The following is a 22,706-nucleotide window of genomic DNA, read 5'->3' on the forward strand; positions in this document are numbered from 1 at the left end:
CCATGTTCGTCCTGAGACCGAAACGCTGGTTGTACCTAACGCACCGCTGGAGCGGAATCGCGCTCTGTCTATTGTTCGCCTGTTGGTTCTTCTCGGGAGTGGTGATGATGTACGTACCCCGCCCGGTGCTGACCGAAGTCGAACGGCTGGAACGACTGCCGCAGCTCGTCGCGGAGAACTGCTGCGTCGCCTTCGAGCCGCTGTTCCCGGACGGCGTGGTCCCGGCCCTGCGGATGCATGGCGAGCGGCCGGTCTGGGCGGGCACCGACGCCCAGGGCCAGCCGCGGCTGCGCTATGCCGACGATGGTAGCGCGTTGCCGGACGTCAGCGCAGGCTACGCGCTTACCGTGGCTGCGCGGTTTGCCGCCGCCTCGGAGCAGGCACTGACCCATCAGGGCCTTATTCACGACGATCAGTGGACAGTCTACCGGCGCTTTCACCCGCACCGACCGCTGCATAAAATCGCCGTTAACGACGCCGCCGGCACCGAACTATACGTCTCCAGCCAGACCGGCGAGGTGGTGCTCGCTACGAGGCGCTTCGAACGCGGCTGGAACTGGGTCGGAAGCGTGTTGCACTGGCTTTATTTCACCGATCTGCGGCGCCAGGGCGCGGTGTGGGCGCAGCTGATCATCTGGCTTTCCGTTGCCGGCTGCCTGCTCGCGCTTTCCGGATTGATTGTCGGCACCCTGCGGCTACGGCCGCGGCGCCGCTACAAGAATGGCACGATGACGCCGTACAGCGGGCTGATGCGCTGGCACCACTACAGTGGAGCGCTGTTCGGTGTGATCACTCTCACCTGGATATTCAGCGGGCTACTGTCCATGAACCCCTGGGGCCTATTCGAGCGGGCGCGCGTCGGCGACGATGAACGAGCGCTGCTCAGCGGCCCGCCAACGCCTCACCCCCTGAGTCCGGCCGCGGCGCTTGCGGCAAGCGGCTTAGCCGAGCCGCGCGAGCTGCGGCTGCTATGGCTCGACGGGCAACCCTACTATCGCATCGTTGGCGCCGAAGCCGACGGCGTGTTAGTCGACAAAGCCGGGCAGCGTCGCGAACAACTGCCGACAGCCGCGCTGGAAACGCTGTCGGTACGCCTGCGCAACACGGACGTGGCCAGTATCGATTGGTTACAGGACTACGACAGCTACTACTACAGCCGCGACGACAGTCGGGACTTGCCGGTGCTACGGGTGCGTTTTGACGACGGCATTTGGTACTACCTCGACCCGCGCACTGGCGAAATCGCCGCCAAACACAACGGCAGCAGCCGCGTCTACCGTTGGCTTTTCAACGGCCTGCACTCGCTGGACTTCGCCTTTCTGCTGCGTAACCGCCCCTTATGGGATGTGGTCGTCATTTTCCTGAGCATCGGCGGCTTTGCGCTCTCGCTCACCGGCATTGTGGCTGGCTGGCGACGTCTGCGGCCGAAGCGGCGGCGGACACGCAAAGCCAGCGCGGCAAAAGCTAACAGGTTGCCTCGGCTAGCGAGCTGAAACGTGTTAACGAGAGGCTCCCTTCCACTAAGAAGGGGCCTTGAGCATCAAGGCGCAGGATGCGGATGGCTGCAAGTTGCTAGCGGCTTAACCGAACGCCCAACATGCCGAAGCGCACCTCGTTACGACCCGCGTAACCGGCAAGGAATACTTCAAACGCGCCTTCACGGCGGGCGCCCGTCCCAACGGAATAGGTAAGCCCGACCTGGTAATTAAAGCCGGTGGACGAGAGTCCGCTGCCACTGCACTCCCTGTCCGTCTCTATCACACCCTCCCGCATCTGCCTAGATTGGTGGCAGTAACGCTTGGAAAGATATACCGCGCTAACCCCTCCACCGACAAAGGGTTCAAGCGTGCTGCCGCGAAAGAAGCGGTGGCGCGCGTAAAGGTCGCCCTTAAGGATACTGGTCTCCCAGCCTTGTTCGACCTCCGGCCCGCCCAGGCTGACCGAGATTCCGATAGTCGGCCCCCACGAGGAATAATGATCGACCGCTTGCACCCCGAGAGCAAAGGCCACCTCCCCTAGCCTTTCATCAGCCACTTTACCCCCACGAAATCCATACCGAAGGTCAAACCGGGCTCATAAGCCGCAACTTCGAAACTCATCGCTAATAACAAGACCAGCCATCCGGCTTTTCGCATCACACCCATCCCTTAAGGAAACGCTGAACAATTGCCCCGATGGCAAAGCAGGCTGCGTAGAGGCAAAGGAACTACCCAGCGCCTCGTTAATTATCACCCAGGGAGAGACACGGGAGCATGCTTTTCATGTGGTTCTCCGCCTTCTTTTAACCCGCGCTCTGGGCGAATTTCAACCACATGATCGTACTGTTCAATTTTCTGGTAAAGCTCGGCAAGAAGGTCAATTGCCGCTTGAACCTCTTTTTCAAACGAAATGCCCTACTGTCCCTCGAAGGCTTGCGCAGTAAGCTCTGACTGCTGCAAAATTAACGTTGCTTCACTTTTTTTCAGCCGGAGGCTCGATGGATATTGCCGTCAGCGCCGGCCTGCTCTCCCGCTAGACCGCAACGCGGTCGCGGGCTGCACAGGCTCGGCCCATCTCAACACCTGTTTCGCTACTTGCGTGGCGGGCGCTTGCCTGCGCCACACGCAAGCCTTCACGTTGAGAGGATGAGCAGTCATGTCCATCGATTTTTCCCTGCTTCAGCCATTGGGCTGGAACAACCACTTTCACCGCCAACTCACCCTGGAGCAGCTCGACTCGCTCCGCCCGGCACGCGTCATCGGCGTTGAACGGGACATCTTCCGTATCGATGCCGGCAGCGGCCCCCTGACGGCCACATTGGCGGGACGCTATCGCCATCAGCACACGGAGGCTGTGGAGCGGCCAACGATCGGCGATTGGGTATTACTGGCCGCGGATGCGCCGGTGATCGTTGCCTGTCTGGCGCGGCGCAGTCTGATCTCCCGTCGCATGGCCGGCAGCTGCGAGCCACAGGCTATCGCCGCCAACATCGATGTCCTATTGATCGTCAGCGGCTTGGATGCGGAGTTCAATCGCCACCGCTTGGAGCGCTATCTGGTTCTGGCGGCGCAAGCACAGGTGACTCCGCTAGTGCTGCTGACCAAGGCCGACTTGTGTGCCGATCCCGCACCGACGGTGACGGCGGTACGCGAATGCCTGCCGGCAGAGAGTGCCGTGTTCGCGGTCGCCGCACCGAGCGATCCGTTAATGGCACTGCTTGCGCCTTGGTTGGGGCCGGGCCGAACCTTGGCGCTGGCCGGATCCTCCGGTGTCGGCAAGTCCACCATCGTAAACAACCTGGTGGGCTCGCAGCAGCAGGCGACTGGGACGACGCGCAACGATGCCAAAGGCCGCCACACTACGACCTCACGCACACTGGTACGGCTGGCCGACGGCTCCTGCATCATCGACGTACCCGGGATGCGCGAGGTGGGGCTCGCGCCGACAGAGGCGGGGGTGGAGCGTCATTTCCGCTCTGTGCATGAGCTAGCACTGCACTGCCGATTTGCCGATTGCCAACATCAGGAGGAACCGGGCTGTGCACTGCGGGCAGCTCTAGATCGGGGCGAACTCAGTGCCGACGAATGGGCCCATTATTGCCAACTGCTAGCAGAGCAGCGGCACAACGTATCCGTTCACGAGCGGCGCCGGCAAGAGCGCAGCTTCAGTCGCATGACGCGGGAGGCACTAAAGACCAAGCGCCGCAAGCGCGAATAGCGGGCAGTGCGATAGCACTGCCCGTGCCCAGGCAGGCGTGCCTGCCTGGGTGTACTCCTGCCCCCCGCTGCGGATCGCGCAGGAGTATTACGCTTCGTGGTTGCGACACGCGAAGTAATACAGCCCCTCGGGCCGCTACAGCACTTAGTTAGGCACTGCGCTCCTCCCGCCGCTGCCGACTGAACGACGGCTCGACCAAGCCATAGAAAGTCGTTGCATAAACCTCCCTCGCACCCGCAAGGTTTTGGACTTGTGGAGCGTCATCGATCAAGAACGGCCTGAGGCACAAGCGATCGGTCATGAGCGTTGGTAGATGCTTAACCATGGCGTCGATAAAGTCCCTAGCTAAAAATGGGCGGCATCTGATCTGGTTGCGCATCAAAATCACCCCCCGGTTGTGCTTGCGGCGGCCCTAAGCTTCGGCCTAAAATGCAGCCACTTTCCCCCCACAGAAAACTGCAAAGGAGGCGCACCCATGATTTTACAAAAGCACCTTTGCAGGCAATTTCAGGGTTAAGCGACGCCTCACTCTCCGGCGTTTTGCCCCCGTCCTTGTTGCCTGCCAATCCAACGCATTGATCAAGCCATCAATTTGGAATGGACTATGGGCACTTCTATACAGTCTTTGTCCGCGCGCGTCTCTTTGGTCGCGACGCCGGACACCTGGATCGAAAGCAAAGCGATCCAACAGCTGGAAAAAACAACTGAACTCGAAGGGATCGTCTCGTCGGCCGGTATGCCGGACCTTCACCCTGGCCGCGGCTATCCGATCGGCGCGGTATTCGTGGCACAGCAGCGAATTTACCCTGCACTCGTGGGGAATGATATCGGTTGTGGCATGTCCCTTTGGAAAACGGGCCTTCAGGTCCGCAAGGTCAAGCTGGAGAAGCTCGAACGCCGCTTGCATGACCTCGACGGCCCGCTGGATGAAGCCTGGCACGAGTTCGTGAGCCGCCGGCAGCGGGAACTGGGCCTCGCCCCCACCGAATGGGATCGGGCTCTAGGCACCATTGGCGGCGGTAACCACTTTGCGGAGCTGCAACAACTGGATCAGGTCGCGACCCGTCCGTTCTGGAATCGACCGGCATCGCCAAAAACCAACTGGTTTTGTTGGTGCACAGCGGTTCGCGAGGCTTCGGCGAGCGGATTCTGCGTCAGCATGTCGATCAATTTTCCCATCAAGGTTTGCGGGAGGACACCGAGGAATTTGCCGCCTACCTTCGACAGCATAACCAGGCCCTGCTGTACGCACGTCTTAACCGAGAGCTGATTGCGCGCCGAATGCTCGAGCGGCTGGCGGCTAATGGCGAGCCCGTGCTGGATGTGAATCACAACCTCGTTGCACCTGTCGCTTATCAAGGGCAGTCGTGTTGGATTCACCGCAAGGGCGCCACGCCGGCCGACCAGGGCTTGGTGATGATCCCCGGCTCCCGCGGCGACTACAGTTATCTGGTAACCCCCAAGCCAACGGCGGCGAGCCTATACTCGCTTGCTCATGGAGCCGGCCGAAAATGGATGCGCAGCGACTGCAAAGGCCGCCTGTCGCCTCGCTACCGAGCAGAGCAACTGGAGCGAACGGCCCTGGGAAGCCGGGTGATTTGCAAGGATAAAGCGCTGCTTTACGAAGAAGCGCCGGAAGCTTACAAAGCCATCGACAGCGTGATCGACGCGATGCTGCAGGCGGACCTGATCACGGTCGTTGCGCGCTTCAAGCCGGTGTTGACCTACAAAACGCAAGGAGGCTGCAAATGATCCTGTTGCAACTATCCGCAGCCCAAGGGCCTGCGGAATGCTGCCGGGCTGTAGCCAATACGCTGCCGATACTATTCGCCGAAGCAGCCACCGGACGGGTGGCCGTACAGGTACTCGAGCAAGAGGACGGCCCCGAACCGGAAACCCTGCGTTCAGTCTTGCTAAGTCTGGAGGGTGACGAGGCAAAAGCGTTTGCCGGCTCCTGGGAGGGCACCATCCAGTGGATCTTTCAAAGCCCCTATCGACCTGGCCATAAGCGCAAGAACTGGTTCATCGGTGGGCAACTGTTCGAGACTGACGAAACCGCACCGTCGGATGAGATTCGCTTCGAAGCCTGTCGCGCATCCGGCCCCGGCGGACAGCACGTGAACAAGACGGACTCGGCAATACGGGCGGTGCACGTAGCGACGGGCCTGACCGTGAAGGTGCAGTCGGAACGAAGCCAGCACGCAAACAAGCGCGTGGCTAGGATGCTGCTTCAACACAAGCTGAATGCCGCCAAGGAGGCGAACGAAGCGGGCCAGCGAGCAAAGCGCAATCAGGCTCACAAGGAAGTCGAGCGAGGCTCGCCTATCCGTGTGTTTTCCGGCTAATCCGCAACCGCCACAACTCGGCGGGCCAACGTAGTACACGGGGCGGGTCTCACCTTACGACATCGTGCTGGAGGTGGTGGATTGTGAGACCTAACCCCGTACTCTCTTCTTGGCGTGTTCCACGGCACTTTGGAGATCGAGCGCTACATCAAGTAGTAACTCATCGAGCGGACGGGCAAAAGGCCGGCGCTTTTCGCCCGCCGCTCATATTCAGCGTTGGGCCGTACCCAGAGCCAAACCGCAACAGCCATTCAACACTTTGCAACGCCCTCCCCTGGAAGCAAAACCTTACAACTTGCCACGTTTCGCTGATGCTCTGTGCCTCTCCCCTCGCCTATGGCACTATTACCAGATACTTCCCAACACCACGAAAAACGCTGAGGGCGAAGGTATGCCGCCGCTGGAGTACGACCGTTTGGAACATAAGGACATGCGCACGTCGCTGAGCCACCTACCGGCTGAGAAACAGCAGGAGCTAGAGCAGATCGCCGGCCTGATCGACGAGGCCGTGCAGCCGGAGCTGGTGATTCTCTACGGCAGCTATGCGCGGGGCGATTACAAAGAAGAGAAAGACCTGGCGCCGCAGCGCTGGTCCGGGCATGCCTCGGATTACGATATTCTCGTGGTGGTATCGGATCGCACCGCCGAATCGGACGCAGAACTGGGGCAGCAGCTTTATGAGCTGTGCAACGCGCAGCACTTCTCAGCTTCGGTGCGGCCGATTGTTCACCGCCTCAATCATGTGAACCAAAGCTTGCGGGAAGGCCGGTATTTTTTCCTCGACATCAAGCGCGAGGGGCGCGTGTTGGTAGGCAGCAACATCGGCCCGCTGACCGAGCCGGAAGAATTACCGGCCAAGGATCGGCTACGGATTGCGCAGGAGTATTTTGATCGATGGTTCAATTGCGCGAACGCCTTTTACGATGGCTGCCAGTTTTATGCGGATAAAGGGCAGCTTCCTCTCGCTGCTTTCCAGCTTAACCAGGCTTCCGAAGCTGCCTACAAGTGCATTCTCCTGGTTCACACCCTGTACTGTCCGCACGAGCACTTGTTGCGCTACCTCGCCCTCGACGCGGCCGAGTACGGACCGGTGTTTAAAGAGATCTTCCCGCACACGACACAGCTAGAGCGGGATATGTTCAAGCTACTCGACAACGCCTACATCGCCGCCCGCTACCATCTCGACTTCAACGTCACGCAAGAAGACCTCGATTACCTAGCGCCCAAAGTACAGCGTCTGCTGGAAGTAACGAAAGCGCTGTGCGAAAAAGAAATCGACGCCTTGGCGGAGGCTGCCCGCTAATGGCTCGCGCGAAGCTTGGCCATGATGGCTTGCTGGTCGCCCTGAAGCCTGTCGCTGAGGGCAACGGGGTAGGTGCTGGGCGCTTGCGTTAACCGGCGCAGGGTCGGCGGCAGCGATTCGATCATCTCGCGGGCATAGCTACGCACTTCGGGCAGCGGTTTTTCTTCTCCTACTCGCCGCCCTTGCAGCATGACCGGCTGCAACAAAGGCATGCCGGGCAAGCGCTCGCCCCAACGGCCAATAACATCTTGCTGCGCGACGCCGGCAGTATATTGGCGAAATACTTGCTTTTGCCCCGGTAAAGTCTGCTTGCCGGTAGAAAGCTTGAGCCTCCCCCGCCCTGCGTACTCGACGAGTTTGTAGGCCATATCCAACGTCGGCGCATCGACCGATGCGCCCATCGCCGTCCCGACGCCGAAGCCATCGATCGGCGCGCCTTGCGCTAATAGCGCCGTAATTCTCTGCTCGTCTAAGCCACCGCTGGCAATAATCTGCACCTGCTGCAAACCGGCATCGTCCAGACGGCGCCGGGCCGCCATGGCCAGTTCGGCCAGGTCGCCGGAATCGATACGCACGGCTTGAACGTTGAAATCGGCTCCCAGGGATTTGGCCAGCTCGATCACACGGTCGATGCCGCGGAGCGTGTCGTAGGTGTCCACTAGCAGCACGGTGCTGGGAAACTCGCGCACAAAAGCACGCAAAGCCTGCTGCTCGGACTCATGCGCCTGAATGTAACTGTGCGCCATGGTGCCTGCCACCGGTATGGCGTAACAGCGCCCGGCCAGCACATTCGACGTCGCGGCTACACCGGCGATGTAACCTGCCCGCGCCGCCTTCAGTGCGCCATCGGCGCCGTGAATGCGGCGTGCCCCGAACTCCAAGACGGGGCGACCGGCGGCGGCTTCGACCACGCGTGCCGCTTTGCTTGCGAGAACGCTTTGAACATGCACTTGGTTCATGACCCAAGTTTCAATTAGCTGGGCTTCGATAACCGGGGCGACCACTTCAATGATCGGGGTTTGCGGGAAAACCGGCGTCCCCTCAGGGACGGCGTAGACATCGCCCGTAAAGCGAAAATCGGCAAGATAAGCAAGAAACGTGTCGGAGAACTGGCCTAGCGAGGCAAGGTATTGTATGTCCTCATCGGAGAACCGTAGGCTCTCCAAATAAGGCAGCACATCCTCGACCCCGCAGGCCAGGATGTAGTTGCGACATGCCGGCAACCGCCGGAAGAACAAACTAAAACAGGCGCTCTCCCGCATCCCTTCAGCAAGAAAGGCCTGTGCCATTTTTAGCTCATAAAGGTCGGTAAAAAGCGCAGCGTTCCGACCGCTGAGAAAAGGCGCACACCGCATCAGCTCCCCTCGTGGATGATAACGCCGGCTGCACGCATTTGCGCTCGCGCCTTGGCCCCGCCTTCGAGCGTCACCGGCCGGGTTGCTTCGGCGATGAGGCGGACATCGAAGCCTTCCTTGCGGCCGTCGAGGGCGGTTGCCAGCACGCATACGTCTTCCGCTAAGCCACCAACCCAAAGACGCTTTACGTCGCGCTGGCGCAAGTGCAGGGCAAGGCCCGTCTCATCGAAGGCGGAGTATTGGTCGCGGTCTAGCCGGGTGCCTTTTGCGATCTTAACGGTACCCGGCGGCAGCTCAAGGTCAGGATGAAATTCGGCGCCGGGGGAATCTTGAACGCAATGGGGCGGCCATTCGCCGCCTCCCTGCTTAAAGCTTACGTGTTGTTGCGGGTGCCAATCGCGCGAGGCGTAGATCGGGATCTGCTTGTCTCGGGCGGCCCGCAACCACGCGTTAAGCACGGGAATGACTTCATCCCCGTGCGCTATCGCCAAGCGCCCTCCGGGACAAAAGTCCGGCTGTACATCGACGACGATAAGAGCATCGCCCGGCTGTATCAACTCACTGGGCTGTTGCTCGTGCATAACGGAACCTGCGGTAATGGCCGATTTGCTTCAAGCTCGAATCACCAAAACAATTGGTCCGTTTAGCGGCTAGTCAAGGGAACTATCGGCTGCTTTAATCGGCAACCGAACAGATGGCGCCCCAGGAAGCGGAGCGTACCGCTAGGCAGTGTTGGGAAGAGCGCGGGCGGTTATCGCCCGCTTTCTTCGCGTAAGGTACCGGAAAAGCGTCCGCTGCTGCGTTGCGCCGCCAACCATGCGGTGACGGTGCCGGGATGCAGGCCAAGATTATGGGCGATCGTCTCTTGTCCGATGCCGGCTTTGTTGAGCGCTAATACCATCCGATGTAGATCGCGCGGAGACATTCTCATGCTGCTGTTCTCCTCTATTGTTGTCTGTTCTCGTGGTTGGAGTACGTAGCTTGTGTGCACTCGCCGTACCACGGTAGCTCCCAGTTGTTGGGATTTCCTTGAACTAATTCAACATGAGCATATGACGATTACGTGAATCTCCCGTTAAATTTGGAAAACACGAATTGGTTCGCCCTACGCGGGCTTGATCTCGCCGAGCGCTAAGCGCTTGAGCCGGAGGCTATTCGTCACCACCAGAATGCTCGATACGCTCATCGCGAATGCGGCTAACATCGGCGATAGCAGCACACCGAAAAACGGGTAAAGAATGCCGGCAGCCACGGGCATCAAGGTAATGTTGTAGGCAAACGCCCAGAACAAATTCTGTTTGATCGTGCGGAAGGTACGTTGCGCTAAATACAACGCGTTAACGGCGGCGCGCAAGTCACCGGCCATGAGCACCACCTCGCCGGCTTCGATAGCGACGTCGGTGCCTGTACCGATCGCCATGCCGACATCGGCCTGAGCCAGTGCGGGCGCATCGTTGATACCATCGCCAACGAACAGAACGGTTTTCCCTTGCTGTTGCAGCTCGGCCACGGTGTTCGCCTTATCTTGCGGCAACACCTCGGCAATGACCGTTTCCACACCCAGTTGGTCGGCCACCGCTTGTGCGGTATGGCGGTTGTCTCCGGTTAGCATGATGACATCAAGCCCTTTCGCGCGCATGGCTTTAACAGCCTCCGCGCTCCCGGCCTTCGGCGGATCGGCAACCGCGAGCACGGCCACCGGAACACCGTCGATGGCGGCGTATACCGGCGTTTTACCGGCGGCGGCAAGCGTTTGCCCGGCATTGCTCAGACTCGCTTCGGCAATGCCTAACTGCCGCATGTAGCGATCCGCCCCCACTTGGTAACGTCGCCCGCCGATCATAGCTGTGACACCAAAACCCGGCTCGGCGTTGAATTCGGTCACGTTCGGCAAGCCAAGCGCACGCGTCTTTGCGGCGTCGACGATAGCCTGAGCGATCGGGTGCTCACTATGTTGCTCGACGGCAGCGACGGCGGCCAGCACAGTGCTTTCTTCATACTCCTCGGTAAGTAAAATCAGATCAGTTAGGGTTGGCTTTCCTTGCGTTAAGGTGCCGGTTTTATCGAGCACGACGGTATCGACATCGGCCACCGTTTGGAACGCCGCGCCGCGGCGAAACAGAATGCCGCGCTCGGCACCGCGACCGGCGCCGACCATAATCGCCATCGGCGTCGCCAACCCCATGGCACACGGGCAGGCAATCAGTAAGACGCTAGCGGCCACCACCAGCGGGTAATTCGGCGCCGGGCCAAACAAGGCCCATACCGCCGCCGCCGCAATCGCAAGAGCGATCGCAAACCACACCACCACGCCGGCGATACGGTCAACCAGAGCCTGGATCGGCGGCTTCGAGGCCTGGGCGGTTTCTACCATACGGATAATTTGGCCCAGCACGGTTGCCTCGCCGATACGAGTGGCCCGAAAGCGGAAACTGCCGGTTGTATTCATCGTGGCGCCGACGACTTCGGCACCCGGCGCCTTCTCGACCGGCACGGGCTCGCCGCTGACCATGGATTCGTCGACATAACTATGGCCATCGACCACTTCGCCGTCGACCGGCACTCGCTCGCCTGGCCGAACCACAATTTCGTCACCCGGCACAACCGCTTCGATCGGCACCTCGCGCAGCTCGCCGTCTCGGACGACGCGCGCCGTACGGGCCTGCAACGCCAATAGGGAACGAATAGCATCGGAGGCACGCCCCCTCGCCTTCAACTCGTAATGGCGGCCAAGCAAAATGAGGGTGACGATGACACCGACCGCCTCGAAATAAACGCCGTGCGCCGCGTCCGGAAACAGGCCGGGCAATAACAATACGACCGTGGAATACAGCCACGCCGCCGAGGCCCCTAGCATGACAAGGCTATTCATATCCGGGGCACCGCGGCGCAGAGCCGGCGCACCTTTACGGAAGAATGCACGACCGGCGTAAAACAGCACCGGTGTTGCCAGGAGAAACTCGATCCACACCCCCCACCCCGGAGGGATCAACGCGCCTAGCGCCGGGATGAACATCGGCCCCATGGCGATGATAACCAGCGGGATCGTGAGCGCAGCGGCCAGTTTCAAGTTAACGAGCAGCTCGCGCGCTTCGGCCTCGCGCGCCGCCACAGCCGGGTCTTCCCCCTCGGTTTCGGCGTCTAGCGGTTCGTAACCGGCTTCTCGAATCGCGAAGCGTAGCCGGGCGGCACTGACACTGGCCGGTAGGTAACGTATGGATGCCTTACCGCTGGCGAGGTTAACGCTGCTACCCAATACCCCCACTTCGGCATTCAGCGCCGCTTCCAGGCGCGATACGCAGGAGGCGCAATTCAGCCCGCCGACCGCGATGTCCCACTCCGCCACAACCGGGGTATAACCGGCCCGTTCAATGGCCGCCAATGCAACATTGGCCTGCGTCTTGTCGGCAAGCGCGACAGTGGCTTGGTCAGTCGCTAGATTCACACTGGCGGCTGTCACGCCTGCGGTTTCCGCTAGGGCTTTCTCGATGCGGCCTACGCAGGATGCGCAATTCATCCCCTCGATGCCAATGCGTAACTCCAGATCCATAATCTTTACCTACTTACTCGTTTAGTGCCTCAGGCCCAGCCGGAGCGGACGTTAAACGCAGACCGCAACGCCTAACACGGCTCTTGCCAAGGGCAACGACAATTGGCTACTAGCGGTACTTCAAAACTTCCATCAACTCAGCCACGATCTGGTCGACATCGCCTCGTTCGCGCGCATTAACCACGTGCTCGCGCAAATGGCTTTGCAGCACTTTGCCGCCTACCTTATCCAACGCACCCTCGACCGCCTTGATTTGTTTCAAGACGTCGACGCAATACACCGACTCTTTCTCCAACATGCGGAGAATGCCTTCGATATGCCCCCGAATAGACAGTAGTCGTCGCCGCGCGTCCTCCCTAACATCCGGGTCCAAACGCAACTCGCCGCAACAGGCTGAATGTTCCATAAACGCTTTCCTCCGACCTTACCCACCCCACCCGGGGTGGGGTATAGATAAATCCATTACAATACAGCGGCGCCCAAAAATCAATACCGCTTAAGCCTTGTAGAAATTAGAATTCAGCGGTTTACGGCGATATATCGCCGTAAACCGCTGTAGGAAGAGAGCGTTAAAGATGATCGGCCACTACTGACCGATCGTCTAGCTAAAACGTAGAATGCCGAGGCCGTTCAACAGCACGATCAGCACCGCAATCGGTGCGACGACGCGGACGGCCACTAGCCAAGCAGTGAACAGATCCTCCGACATCGGCAGCTCCTCGCGCAGCGACGGTTGGCTGAGCTTCCAGCCGGCAAACAGCGCAATCAGAATGCCGCCTAGCGGCAGCAACAACTGCCCTGTGGTCCAACTGAGCAAATCGAAAATATTCAACCCCGTCAATGGCTCCAAGAACCACAGCCGCGGCACATCCGCAAGGAAACCTAATGGCGCAAAGCCCTCCCAAAGGTTAAACGAGAGCAACGCACCGATACCGATCGTCCAGATCACCAGCGACACTAAGGCCGCGACAACAGGACGCGTCCAGCCGCTCTTCTCGACAGCGTAAGCGACCACCGGCTCAAGAATCGAGATGCCGGATGTCACCGCGGCTACGCTCACTAAGGCAAAAAAGACAAAGCCGAAGAAGGTACCGCCCGGCATATTGCCGAACGCGGTGGGCAGCGCCACAAACAATAAACCCGGCCCTTCGGCAGGCGAGATGTCCAACGAGAAGACGATGGAGAAGATCGCCAAGCCCGCCAACATGGCCACCAAGGTGTCGATGCCGGCAATGGATAACGTCGTCTTACCGATGGACGAGCGCTTGGGAAGATAGGCGCCGTAGACCATGATCGCGCCCATACCAAGGCTCAAGGTAAAGAACGCATGCCCCATTGCCACCAGAATCGCTTCGCCGGTGAGCATTGAAACATCGGGGCGGAACATAAACGAAACCGCGGCCGCCATGTTGCCGCTGACCAAGCCATAACCGACCAGGATGATCAGCAGCAAGAATAACAGCGGCATAAGGAAATCTAAGGCCCGCTCCAACCCGCGCCGCACACCTCGCGCCACGATAGCGAATACGATCGCCATAAATAGGGTATGCCAGGCCAACAGCGTCCAAGGACTCTCCTGCAAAGCTTCGAATAACGCGGCGGTATCGCTGGCATCCGCCTCGCTAAAGGCGCCTAGCGCAGCGTACAACACATACGCCAAGGACCATCCGCCGACGACGCTGTAGAAGGACAGGATAAGAAAACCGGTTAGCAGCCCCATCCAGCCGATGATAGTCCAGGCTTGGGAGCGCCCTTCGTCCTGCGCGAGCGTGCGCAGGCTATTAACCGGACTTTGCCGACCGCGCCGCCCTAGCGTGATCTCGGCCACCATAATCGGTATGCCGATCATAACGATACAGAAGAGGTACACCAACACGAAGGCACCGCCGCCATACTCGCCGGCGATGTAGGGAAACTTCCAGATATTCCCTAACCCCACCGCCGAACCGGCAGCCGCTAGCACGAAGACGAGCGACGTCGACCACTGCCCGTGTGGCGATTCTCTATCGGAAATCATTCATTGCCCCCTAGCTGTTCTTCGGCAAAGCATGCAAAAGCGTTGCCACACGCTTACTTTGCCTCTAATGCATCGGCACGCTCGGCCATTTGTACGCCACGCGCCTGGTTAACAGGCAAGCTCACCAACAAAGCGAGCGCAAAAAGCACCCCACAGAACAGGATGGCGCCCTGCAAACCGACTTGCGTCTGTAAGATCCCCAAACCGAGCACACCAATCATGGCGGCCAACTTACTTGCTAACCCCCAAAAACCAAAGAACTCGGCTGCTTTGTGATGAGGCGCAAACAAACCGACCAAGGTGCGGCTGGCCGATTGAGTCGGCCCCAGGCTCAAGCCGGCTAAACAGCCGACAACCAAAAATACGTGCTGGGCCTGCCATTCGACCCCGAAGAACTCGTTGACGAATTCGGTCATCTGCGGCGTGCCATAGATGCCAAGAACCGCGGCCACCCACATCGCCAAAGTAATATTGTAAGTGACTTTGGCGCCAATCTTATCCTGCACCAGCCCGAAGCCTATTGCTCCGGCAGCCGCACTGATTTGGACGATGATAAACATCAGCACTCGCGTCTGCTCGTCCCAGCCGATAACCTGCGAGCCGTAGATAAACGCGAACGTAATGATAATGTAAATACCGCACATGGCGAAAAAGACCGAGGTCAAAAAAACCACCAGGTCCTTAAACATCGCCAGCTCGTTTAAAGTTGTACGTAAACGCTGGAACCCTACCGTCAGGTAACGGGTGCCAGGCGGCGGCACATGATGCCGACCGCGCTCGCGCACCCAGAGAAAGGTCGGGATCGCCGTCACTAGAAAGAAAACGGCTGCCAGCGGACCTACCCAGCGCACGCGATCGAAATTCTCAGCACTCACCTCCCCCAGCAAAGCCAGGGCAAAACCCGCCGCGAACAAACCGCCGATATAGCCCATGGCCCAACCGAAGCCGGATATCTTACCGAGATCTTGCGGCGGGCCAAGGTCGGGCAAAAAGCTCGCGACGAAGGACTCGCCGATAGCATAAGCAAAGTTGGAAACGATAATCAGCAACACGCCTAGCCAGATGTACTCGGAGGAGACGAAGTACAGCATGGCGGTACTGATCACGGTGAGTAGGTAACTGACAAACAGGAAACGTTTTTTCGAGGCAGAGAAGTCCATGATAGCGCCGCATACCGGGCCGCTGACCACGACCATGAAGTAGCTCACGGCGAGCGACAGGCTCCAGAGCAGATTACCCAGCCGGTAGCCGTCTTCAGCATCGCCGACGATGACGTGCGTGAAGAGATCCCCGAAAATAACGGTAATGATCAACAGCGTGTAGGCCTGGTTGGCGAAGTCGAACATCGCCCAACCAAAAATCTCTTTCTTTGAAGCGCGCTTGCGTTGTGCCAACTTATCATCCTTATGCTTTAAATCGGACGCTTGCGAGAGTATAAGCAAGTTTGCTCTAAGGTTAAGGAAACACTGAGCAATTTCTTCCCGCCTCGGCAAGCCGCGCAGGGCAAACGGGCAAGGGAATGAGCAATCGCTTCCCTAAGTTGGCGTTTTACCATTTTCCACTTCTACGGCGGCTGCTAAAGTAACACTGTTTCAGAGGCGAGGGTCGACCAGATCGTGGGCGGACCGGCCTTGGGCTATGGGCCTTAGGTTACAAAACAAAGCAACCTACCCCTTGCCAGAAGGTGCCTCAAAGCCGCAGAAACATAAGGGATTACGGATTCCCCCCAAGGTTACTTAAGTTGGAGAACCCCTATGAGGCCACGATCCATACTATTCCGCACCTATTCGCTACTGGCGGGACTCGCGCTGGCGTTATGGGCTGGCGGGCAAGCACAGGCAACGGACGCTGAAGGTGCCGCTCAGTTGGTACAGCAGACCTTCGAACGCTCCATCTCGGCCTTTGAAGAGCATCAGGACGAAATCCGCCAAAATCCGCGTGTCGCTTATAACCTGATCGAAGAGATTCTTGCACCGCATGTCGACTTTGAATTGATGAGCCGGCTGATCCTGGCGCGTCACTGGACGGAAGCGTCGGAAGAGCAGCAACAGCGTTTTGTGGAGGTTTTCCGCGAGTCCTTGCTCCGTACCTATAGCCGGGTACTCTCCGACAACGCCGACGACGCGATTCGGGAGTTGCGGCGGAACGAAAATCTTTTCCGCATTCACTCCACGGAAGGCCCGGACCGTCGCGGCCGCGTTAACGTGCGCACCATATTGCGCTTTGACGGTCAGTCGATCCCGATGGATTACCGCATGTATCAACGCGGCGGGGAGTGGAAAGTCTTCGACGTTCTGATCGAAAACATCAGCTTCGTGATGAACTATCGCAGCGAATACGACAGCGAACTTGAGCGCGGCGATTTAGACGGTCTGATCGAGCGTTTGGAAGCGCGCAACCGGCGTGCTTGGGCGGGCGATGCCGACGAAGCGGCAGACGACGCTTAGTTCACATCGGTCGAGCCGGACGTTTTAACGCCCGGCTCGACCATATCGGATCATTCCCGCTCGATTTTTCTGTTCCGCAACTGTAAATCGTTAATGTAACGCTGTATCTGCAACTCGGTCGTGCTCGACAGGCTACCGAACGCCACGCCGATACGCCGCACTACCCGACCGTCGCCCAGCACATAGCGACCGAAATTGCGCACCTCAATCTCTACGTTAAAGCGCCCTACATCCGGCAAGTCGATTACGCTATCGGGGAAAATATCGCCGCGCTCGCAGTCCAGGCTCTCGTCGGGGTCTATCAAGCCGACACCGCCCAAACTGATATCCACAGCCGCCAACTCGTAGGATGTTGCTTCGTCTACGACCAAGCTGCACACGACGGGTTTAGTCACGAGCGTCGGCACCCGGAAATAATTCCGTCGTTGCAGCCGCAAAACGGACCTCGGCAAGACCGTTTCGAAGGCGGGATGGCCCTCGTATCGGGTCGGCTTCAACGTCCCGCACTCAAAGCGAATATCGATCCGATCCTGTTTGGTCACGCAGATTAATCGCTCGGCATGTGCCGCGAACCTGTTCAACGTATCGTCCGGACCGTAATCGAGAATGAGCCGCCCCTTTTCCGGCAGCACCCCCATAACGGCGGTGAGGATATGGCGATCGTAATCGTCAAAATAAGCCGTAATGATTTCTGGCTTTTTGGCCAGGCCTTTAAGAACTTGCACGACCTCCGGCTGGGAGTAGAGGCGATATCGCTCTTGATTCTCCACCGTATCCAAAGGCGTCACTATCGCGTTTTCGTAATCTGGCATCAGGCTCATACGCCCTGTTGTGCGAAGGACAACGTCGGCAAGCATTGCTTGCGCTCTGCTCCGGCGTCACGGCGCTAGACATCGTCCGCTTTTGTGAATTTAGCTTGCTCTGGTCCTATGCTACCGGCAGATATGACAAAGGCCATCGCCTCGTCCAACGTCCAGTCTGTGGCGACTAGATCGTCAACCGGCACGATCTCCACATAGCCCGAGGTCGGGTTTGGCGTTGTCGGTACATAAACCGCAGCCAACTCGCGCCCGGTTACGGAATCCTTGAAGGTGCGAGTGACCAAACCAAGCGCCCGCATTTCCGGCGACGGGAAGCTGATAAACACGACCCGCTCTACCGATTCCGGTTTCTTCTGCAACACGCTCAATAGGCGCTTACTCGCTCCGTAGATACGGGCCACCATGGGAATGCGGTCCATCAATCTATCGAAGGATTCAAGCAAACGCCGCCCAAGCACCTGAGTGGTCAGCCACCCTAACCCATATAGCGCAAGCAAGGTCAGGAACACGGCGAGAGCAAACTGAAACCAAGGCTGCAAAAGAAACTCGCCGACTCCGGGTGCGACCGGTTTAACCAAATGGGCAAGCGCGCGCACCCAAGGTGCGCCTAGACGCGACAGCTGACTGAACAGGATCTCAAACACCCACCAGGTAATCCAGATGGGAATGACCGTGAGAATGCCTGTCACCAAATAGCGCTGCGCGTGCAGGGTTCCGTGCGGGTGCTTGCCAGTGCTCATGGGCCTACATCCGTTTTGTAGCAGACTGCCACACTACCGCGATCGCAGACATTTGCAACCGTTTTGGCTCGCTCAGCTCGCCGCTCCCAGGCGCCGCAAACGCGCGACGATAACGGCCAAACCGGTAGCGCCCAACACCAGCGCAAGCGCAAGCAGCGTCTGCAAGCCGGCGATTGCAAAATCCAGCCAAAGAGCCGTACCTACATTGGCCCAACCGTCAAAATGATCGCGCGCCTGATAAATCAGGTAAGCATGGCGCACAAGGCTCGGCAACGACCAAATAACCAAGAATATACCGATCGCGGAATAAGCAACGACTTGTGCGTCGTAATTATTCCAGGCTTCCTCGCGCCCTTGCGCTGTGCGAGGCGGCAGAATGACATCGGCCAGACGACCGACGCCGAACCAAAGAAAAGCGGCAAGTAACGGCGGCAAGCCGACGGCCAGCGCGACGACCGCGGAAAACAAGGGCGCCTCTTCGGCCAGCCCGTGCATTAACAGAAACAGCGCCAATTCCGGCAACCGAAACAGCCACAATACCAGCAACAATATAGCCAGTAAGCGCAACCCCAAAACCGCTGCGCCGCGAATACTCATAGCAGCCCCCCAACGACCTGTCGTCAATCCTTTTTAGGAAGATTTGCCTGGCCCAGCGCCGCCGCAGGCGGCGTTGCCCCTCGGTAGCGCAATCGCTACACCTTCCTCCTGCCACAACGGTTGTGTTAGACGGTCCGTCTTACAATACCGAGCGGCCATATTTGTCTTATCGACATATCGCTCGTGGAACATGAGTCCGTTCGACGGGCTAGGCCGAGAATTGTCGCCGCGTACGTACGTTACGCGTCGCCGCGACCGAGCACCACGCTATTTCGCGCCGCGCTGAAATCCAACATGCGGTTCAACGACACTAGGGCCTGCTCGGCAATAGCCGGATCGACGAAAATCTCGTTACTACCCGTTTCCAGCACGTGCGCCAGATTGCGCAGACCATTCATTGCCATCCAGGGGCAGTGGGCACAGCTGGAGCAGGTTGCGCTCCTACCGGCCGTCGGAGCCTCCAGCAAGTGCTTGTCGGGAGCGGCTTGACGCATCTTGTGGAAAATACCGTTATCGGTTGCCACGATGAACGCGGGTGCATCCATCGTTTGGACCGCCTGCAATAGCTTGGAGGTCGAGCCGACAACGTCCGCCTGCTCAACGACGGCCCGGGGCGATTCCGGGTGCACTAGAATCAATGCATCCGGGTGTTCGGCACGCAGTTTCTCCAGCTCCAAGCCTTTGAATTCTTCATGCACGATACAGGAGCCGTCCCACAGTACCATCTCGGCGCCCGTCTCGCGCCGGATGTAATCGCCCAAGTGTTTATCCGGCCCCCAGAGGATCTTCTCGCCGCGTTCGTGCAGATGTTTTACAACGTCCACGGCGATGCTGGAGGTAACCACCCAATCGGCCCGCGCTTTGACCGCGGCGCTGGTGTTGGCGTAGACCACCACGGTGTGGTCCGGGTACTGGTCGCAGAAAGCGCTAAACTCATCTGCCGGGCAGCCGATGTCTAACGAGCAGGTTGCTTCCAGCTCCGGCATCAGCACGCGCTTTTCGGGCGTAAGAATCTTGGCCGTCTCGCCCATGAAGCGAACGCCGGCCACGACCAGCGTTTGTGCCGGATGCTCTTTCCCAAAACGCGCCATGTCCAACGAGTCGGACACGTACCCGCCCGTCTCGTCGGCCAATATCTGCAGATCCGCCGCTGTGTAGTAATGGGCAACGAGAACCGCATTCTGCTCCTTTAGTAAGGATTTGATGCGATCCATCAGCGCCTCGCGTTCACCCTGCGCCAACTCTTCGGCCGAACTGAAGGCTTCCTCGCGGAAATTAGCGGCCGGCCGCCGCAGTTCGATCGCTTGCGCTTCGCTCATGACACAACCCTCCTGGGGCAATCGACCCCCACGCCGTCACGACGACGGCCCTTACAGATTGACGGCAGACCTTGCCATCACTTGATGATTTCCACCCGCCCCGGCGTTTTGAGCCGGAACAACTTGGCAGGCCGGTGCTTGCCGGCCCGAAACTGTTCGCCGGTGTCTTCCAGGCAATCCAGTGCCTGCACCCGTTTGCGGAAGTTTCGCTTATCCAGCGCTTCGCCCAGGATGCTTTCGTATACCGCTTGCAGTTCGCTGAGCGTAAACTTCTCCGGCATAAACTGCAGCGCAATCGTCGAGTAGTCGAGCTTGGCACAGAGTCGCTCCTGCGCCATGGCGACGATCTTGCCGTGGTCAAACGCTAACGGCGGCAGCGCATCGACCCGATGCCATGCAAGCTCGCTCGGCTGCGCCTGCACCTTAAGCCGGTTGTAGGGGACCAGTGCGTAGTAGCTGACCGCAATCACTCGCCCCCGAGGGTCGCGCGCCGGATCGCCAAATGTGTACAACTGCTCAAGATAAACCCCGGTGATGCCGGTCTTCTCCGCCAGCTGGCGAACCGCAGCCTGCTCTAACGTCTCGTCGGCGTGCACACGCCCGCCTGGCAAACCCCAACAGCCCGCGTAAGGCGTTTTATCCCGTCGCCGCAGTAGTACGGCCAAGCGCTCGCTGCGGATGGTGAAGATCACCATCTCCGCGGTAACCGATGCCTGTATTTGCAGATCCCGTGCGTTCACGCGCCATACTACTTTTCTAAAACTAGACGCCAAGTTAGTGTCTTTCCAACACTATGTCAATCGACAATTGCGCAAGCGGCGACGTTATGCCTTTCCAAACGCGGAGAAGGAGAAATAGGGGGAATGGCGGTGCCCGCAGAAACGAACGTTTCAACCCCTTGAGAGGTCGACGCGCTCCCAAGCGAAGCCCATGCTGTCGATGTGCGCTTGCAAGCGTTTCATGGCGGTATTCACGGTGGTGATCTCGCCCCGCAACCCAAGCTCTACCTGAAAGCCCTGCTCGGCATGCGGCAGGCAGGAGACTCTAAGCATGGGGTATTCTCGTTCGAACGTTTCTAAGAGATCGATCACCTGACTTTCTCGACAATCGAATACGGTGATCGCTTGCTCGGTACGCTCGCCTGCCGCTTGCAAATGCGGATAACGGTTGTCCAGCACCCATTCGACCATCGGCCAAGCCATGTTGGGGAAGCCCGGAACGAAGTGATGATCGCGGATACTAAAGCCGGGCACCCGGTTGACAGGGTTGGGGATAATCTCCGCTCCTTGGGGAAATTCGACCATCCGAACCCGCTGCGGCCGGGCCGCCGGGCCGAACTGCTCTTCCAGGGCGCGCAGGCCGTCGGGGTGCGCTTCTAACGGTAAGCCCAGGGCGGCGGCGGCGCATTGCCGGGTTCGATCATCCGGTGTCGCGCCAATGCCTCCGAAACTGAACACGATCGAGCCGCTGGCGAAACTCTCCCGCAGGTTTTGCGTGAGCAGTTCGGCATCGTCGCCGAGAATCCGCACCCAACTCAACTCCATACCGCGCGCGGCAAGCAGCGCGATCAGCTTCGCGATGTGCTTATCGCTCCGCTTGCCGCTGAGTATTTCGTCGCCGATAACGATGGCGCCAACCACGGGGGTAGCGGATGAAGCGTTCTCAGTCATGATCTTATTAGTCTCTCTATCGGGTCTTGAGCAGCAGCGTTAGCCCAACCGGCAGGCGGGTCGATTCCGACGCCGATACTTATATGTCGTTCAAAAGGGCCAACTCTGCCGGCGGCGAGCTAAGATAATACTGCTGTTCGACATAAGGATGCGGATGACGGCGAAAATGATGCCGAAACAAGGTGATCGGCACAATCAAAGGCACTTGGCCAAGCCGGTAGTTGTCGATCACCTCGACCATCTCGGCTTTATCGCCCGCGTCCAAACTGCGTTTTAGGTAACCTAGTAGATGAAACAGCACGTCGGTATGCCGTTGCCTCGTCGCTTTCCAGGCCAGCACAGCCATAAACCGGCCGATATAATCGTCCGCAAGAGTAGGCAAAGGCTGTGCGCCGGCCTGCGCAAGCAGGCGACCGAGCTCGGTTAGCTTCTGTTTCCGATGAGCCATCAGGATCAATTTGTGGCGGGTGTGGAACTCGACCAACCGCTCGGCCGTCAACCCCTCCTCCAACAAACGCTGCCAACGCCAGTAGGCGTATACCCGGCCGATGAAATTCTCCCGTATAGCAGGATCCTGCAAACGGCCTTCCTCTTCGACGGGCAATAAAGGCTGCACGCGCATGAAGGCCTCGGCGTAGATACCGCGACCTTTCTTTACCGGCATTCCCTGCCCCGACGAGGGGTGGACACGCACTCGCTCCATGCCGCAGCTCGGCGATTTGCTTTGAGGATATACCCGCTCAGATCATTCCGTTCGCTTGCCTTTCGCTCGCCGAATGCCGCGAGTTGTTCGGTGTAATCCTGCGCCGGATTTTTCACCCCGACGCGCGCGGCGCACCGGATCGC

At 59.0% G+C, this 22,706-nt stretch carries 21 protein-coding genes and 1 pseudogene; 7 read left to right on the forward strand and 15 right to left on the reverse strand.

The window, feature by feature from the left end:
* Nucleotides 1-2 precede the first annotated feature (2 nt).
* Entirely contained in the window at nt 3-1,493 is a 1,491-nt protein-coding gene (locus CAI21_RS20165) for a PepSY domain-containing protein (RefSeq protein ID WP_116303943.1), read from the forward strand.
* 79 nt (nt 1,494-1,572) lie between these two features.
* On the opposite strand, the gene CAI21_RS20170 is transcribed toward CAI21_RS20165, so the two are convergent.
* On the reverse strand, nt 1,573-2,010 hold the full coding sequence (locus CAI21_RS20170) for a hypothetical protein (RefSeq protein ID WP_116303944.1): 438 nt from the start codon (nt 2,008-2,010) through the stop codon (nt 1,573-1,575).
* A gap of 624 nt (nt 2,011-2,634) precedes the next feature.
* On the opposite strand from CAI21_RS20170, the gene rsgA reads away from it, so the two are divergent.
* The 5 genes and pseudogenes from rsgA to CAI21_RS20195 all read left to right on the forward strand — a co-directional run bounded on the left by rsgA (nt 2,635) and on the right by CAI21_RS20195 (nt 7,344).
* Complete coding sequence (rsgA, locus tag CAI21_RS20175; RefSeq protein WP_116303945.1) at nt 2,635-3,696, forward strand: ribosome small subunit-dependent GTPase A; 1,062 nt, start codon at nt 2,635-2,637, stop codon at nt 3,694-3,696.
* 736 nt (nt 3,697-4,432) lie between these two features.
* Nucleotides 4,433-4,540: pseudogene (locus CAI21_RS25745) on the forward strand (RtcB family protein); the annotation flags it as partial.
* A gap of 269 nt (nt 4,541-4,809) precedes the next feature.
* The gene (locus tag CAI21_RS25750; protein WP_309544975.1) at nt 4,810-5,448 is read left to right on the forward strand and encodes an RNA ligase RtcB family protein; all 639 of its coding nucleotides are present in this window, start codon (nt 4,810-4,812) and stop codon (nt 5,446-5,448) included.
* Nucleotides 5,445-6,041: a peptide chain release factor H gene (prfH, locus tag CAI21_RS20190; RefSeq protein ID WP_116303947.1), complete on the forward strand. Its 597-nt coding sequence runs from the start codon at nt 5,445-5,447 to the stop codon at nt 6,039-6,041. The genes CAI21_RS25750 and prfH overlap by 4 nt, the downstream gene beginning before the upstream one ends.
* 295 nt (nt 6,042-6,336) lie before the next feature.
* Nucleotides 6,337-7,344 carry a HEPN domain-containing protein gene (locus CAI21_RS20195; protein ID WP_147305186.1) on the forward strand — a complete coding sequence of 336 codons (1,008 nt, stop codon included), beginning with the start codon at nt 6,337-6,339 and terminating at the stop codon, nt 7,342-7,344.
* Here CAI21_RS20195 and CAI21_RS20200 read toward each other — a convergent pair.
* From CAI21_RS20200 to CAI21_RS20225, 7 genes are all read right to left on the reverse strand, one after another.
* The gene (locus tag CAI21_RS20200; RefSeq protein ID WP_116303949.1) at nt 7,341-8,699 is read right to left on the reverse strand and encodes a nicotinate phosphoribosyltransferase; all 1,359 of its coding nucleotides are present in this window, start codon (nt 8,697-8,699) and stop codon (nt 7,341-7,343) included. The genes CAI21_RS20195 and CAI21_RS20200 overlap by 4 nt on opposite strands.
* Nucleotides 8,699-9,280, reverse strand: coding sequence for a nicotinamidase (locus CAI21_RS20205; protein WP_116303950.1), 582 nt, complete (start codon nt 9,278-9,280; stop codon nt 8,699-8,701). The genes CAI21_RS20200 and CAI21_RS20205 overlap by 1 nt, the downstream gene beginning before the upstream one ends.
* A gap of 170 nt (nt 9,281-9,450) precedes the next feature.
* Nucleotides 9,451-9,630, reverse strand: coding sequence for a hypothetical protein (locus CAI21_RS22970; RefSeq protein ID WP_147305187.1), 180 nt, complete (start codon nt 9,628-9,630; stop codon nt 9,451-9,453).
* Between the two features lie 174 nt (nt 9,631-9,804).
* A complete protein-coding gene (locus tag CAI21_RS20210) occupies nt 9,805-12,249 on the reverse strand; it encodes a heavy metal translocating P-type ATPase (RefSeq protein WP_116303951.1) in 2,445 nt (814 codons plus the stop codon).
* Between the two features lie 109 nt (nt 12,250-12,358).
* Nucleotides 12,359-12,655 (reverse strand): metal-sensitive transcriptional regulator, encoded by a 297-nt coding sequence (locus CAI21_RS20215; RefSeq protein WP_116303952.1) that lies wholly within the window; start codon nt 12,653-12,655, stop codon nt 12,359-12,361.
* Nucleotides 12,656-12,850: 195 nt separating this feature from the next.
* Nucleotides 12,851-14,263, reverse strand: coding sequence for a sodium-dependent transporter (locus CAI21_RS20220; RefSeq protein WP_404840902.1), 1,413 nt, complete (start codon nt 14,261-14,263; stop codon nt 12,851-12,853).
* 56 nt (nt 14,264-14,319) lie between these two features.
* Complete coding sequence (locus CAI21_RS20225; protein WP_116303960.1) at nt 14,320-15,612, reverse strand: MFS transporter; 1,293 nt, start codon at nt 15,610-15,612, stop codon at nt 14,320-14,322.
* A gap of 408 nt (nt 15,613-16,020) precedes the next feature.
* Between CAI21_RS20225 and CAI21_RS20230 the strand changes: the two genes are divergently transcribed.
* The gene (locus tag CAI21_RS20230) at nt 16,021-16,713 is read left to right on the forward strand and encodes an MlaC/ttg2D family ABC transporter substrate-binding protein (RefSeq protein ID WP_116303954.1); all 693 of its coding nucleotides are present in this window, start codon (nt 16,021-16,023) and stop codon (nt 16,711-16,713) included.
* 50 nt (nt 16,714-16,763) lie between these two features.
* Here CAI21_RS20230 and CAI21_RS20235 read toward each other — a convergent pair whose 3' ends face one another.
* The 7 genes from CAI21_RS20235 to CAI21_RS20265 form a co-directional block, all read right to left on the reverse strand.
* The gene (locus tag CAI21_RS20235) at nt 16,764-17,525 is read right to left on the reverse strand and encodes a flagellar brake protein (protein ID WP_220348933.1); all 762 of its coding nucleotides are present in this window, start codon (nt 17,523-17,525) and stop codon (nt 16,764-16,766) included.
* 74 nt (nt 17,526-17,599) lie between these two features.
* Entirely contained in the window at nt 17,600-18,274 is a 675-nt protein-coding gene (locus CAI21_RS20240; protein WP_116303956.1) for a DUF502 domain-containing protein, read from the reverse strand.
* A gap of 72 nt (nt 18,275-18,346) precedes the next feature.
* Nucleotides 18,347-18,871: a hypothetical protein gene (locus tag CAI21_RS20245; protein WP_116303957.1), complete on the reverse strand. Its 525-nt coding sequence runs from the start codon at nt 18,869-18,871 to the stop codon at nt 18,347-18,349.
* A gap of 239 nt (nt 18,872-19,110) precedes the next feature.
* The gene (nadA, locus tag CAI21_RS20250; protein WP_116303958.1) at nt 19,111-20,190 is read right to left on the reverse strand and encodes a quinolinate synthase NadA; all 1,080 of its coding nucleotides are present in this window, start codon (nt 20,188-20,190) and stop codon (nt 19,111-19,113) included.
* A 77-nt stretch (nt 20,191-20,267) separates the two neighbouring features.
* On the reverse strand, nt 20,268-20,930 hold the full coding sequence (locus CAI21_RS20255; RefSeq protein ID WP_258867951.1) for an NUDIX hydrolase: 663 nt from the start codon (nt 20,928-20,930) through the stop codon (nt 20,268-20,270).
* 150 nt (nt 20,931-21,080) lie between these two features.
* Nucleotides 21,081-21,860: a competence/damage-inducible protein A gene (locus tag CAI21_RS20260; protein ID WP_116303959.1), complete on the reverse strand. Its 780-nt coding sequence runs from the start codon at nt 21,858-21,860 to the stop codon at nt 21,081-21,083.
* A 79-nt stretch (nt 21,861-21,939) separates the two neighbouring features.
* Entirely contained in the window at nt 21,940-22,563 is a 624-nt protein-coding gene (locus CAI21_RS20265) for a YbgA family protein (protein WP_258867952.1), read from the reverse strand.
* Nucleotides 22,564-22,706 lie beyond the last annotated feature (143 nt).

Origin of the sequence: Alkalilimnicola ehrlichii (assembly GCF_003399765.1) — a bacterium.
Classification (GTDB): Bacteria; Pseudomonadota; Gammaproteobacteria; order Nitrococcales; family AK92; genus AK92.

Excerpts from the sequence above, each read along its gene's own strand:
- rsgA (WP_116303945.1), top strand. The coding sequence starts at position 2,635 with ATGTCCATCGATTTTTCCCTGCTTCAGCCATTGGGCTGGAACAACCAC.
- CAI21_RS20235 (WP_220348933.1), bottom strand. The coding sequence starts at position 17,525 with ATGCCAGATTACGAAAACGCGATAGTGACGCCTTTGGATACGGTGGAG.
- CAI21_RS20245 (WP_116303957.1), bottom strand. The coding sequence starts at position 18,871 with ATGAGTATTCGCGGCGCAGCGGTTTTGGGGTTGCGCTTACTGGCTATA.
- CAI21_RS20165 (WP_116303943.1), top strand. The coding sequence starts at position 3 with ATGTTCGTCCTGAGACCGAAACGCTGGTTGTACCTAACGCACCGCTGG.
- CAI21_RS20215 (WP_116303952.1), bottom strand. The coding sequence starts at position 12,655 with ATGGAACATTCAGCCTGTTGCGGCGAGTTGCGTTTGGACCCGGATGTT.
- CAI21_RS20230 (WP_116303954.1), top strand. The coding sequence starts at position 16,021 with ATGAGGCCACGATCCATACTATTCCGCACCTATTCGCTACTGGCGGGA.
- CAI21_RS20210 (WP_116303951.1), bottom strand. The coding sequence starts at position 12,249 with ATGGATCTGGAGTTACGCATTGGCATCGAGGGGATGAATTGCGCATCC.
- CAI21_RS20225 (WP_116303960.1), bottom strand. The coding sequence starts at position 15,612 with ATGTTCGACTTCGCCAACCAGGCCTACACGCTGTTGATCATTACCGTT.
- CAI21_RS20240 (WP_116303956.1), bottom strand. The coding sequence starts at position 18,274 with ATGAGCACTGGCAAGCACCCGCACGGAACCCTGCACGCGCAGCGCTAT.
- CAI21_RS22970 (WP_147305187.1), bottom strand. The coding sequence starts at position 9,630 with ATGAGAATGTCTCCGCGCGATCTACATCGGATGGTATTAGCGCTCAAC.
- CAI21_RS20260 (WP_116303959.1), bottom strand. The coding sequence starts at position 21,860 with ATGACTGAGAACGCTTCATCCGCTACCCCCGTGGTTGGCGCCATCGTT.
- CAI21_RS20200 (WP_116303949.1), bottom strand. The coding sequence starts at position 8,699 with ATGCGGTGTGCGCCTTTTCTCAGCGGTCGGAACGCTGCGCTTTTTACC.
- prfH (WP_116303947.1), top strand. The coding sequence starts at position 5,445 with ATGATCCTGTTGCAACTATCCGCAGCCCAAGGGCCTGCGGAATGCTGC.
- nadA (WP_116303958.1), bottom strand. The coding sequence starts at position 20,190 with ATGAGCGAAGCGCAAGCGATCGAACTGCGGCGGCCGGCCGCTAATTTC.
- CAI21_RS20265 (WP_258867952.1), bottom strand. The coding sequence starts at position 22,563 with ATGGAGCGAGTGCGTGTCCACCCCTCGTCGGGGCAGGGAATGCCGGTA.
- CAI21_RS20205 (WP_116303950.1), bottom strand. The coding sequence starts at position 9,280 with ATGCACGAGCAACAGCCCAGTGAGTTGATACAGCCGGGCGATGCTCTT.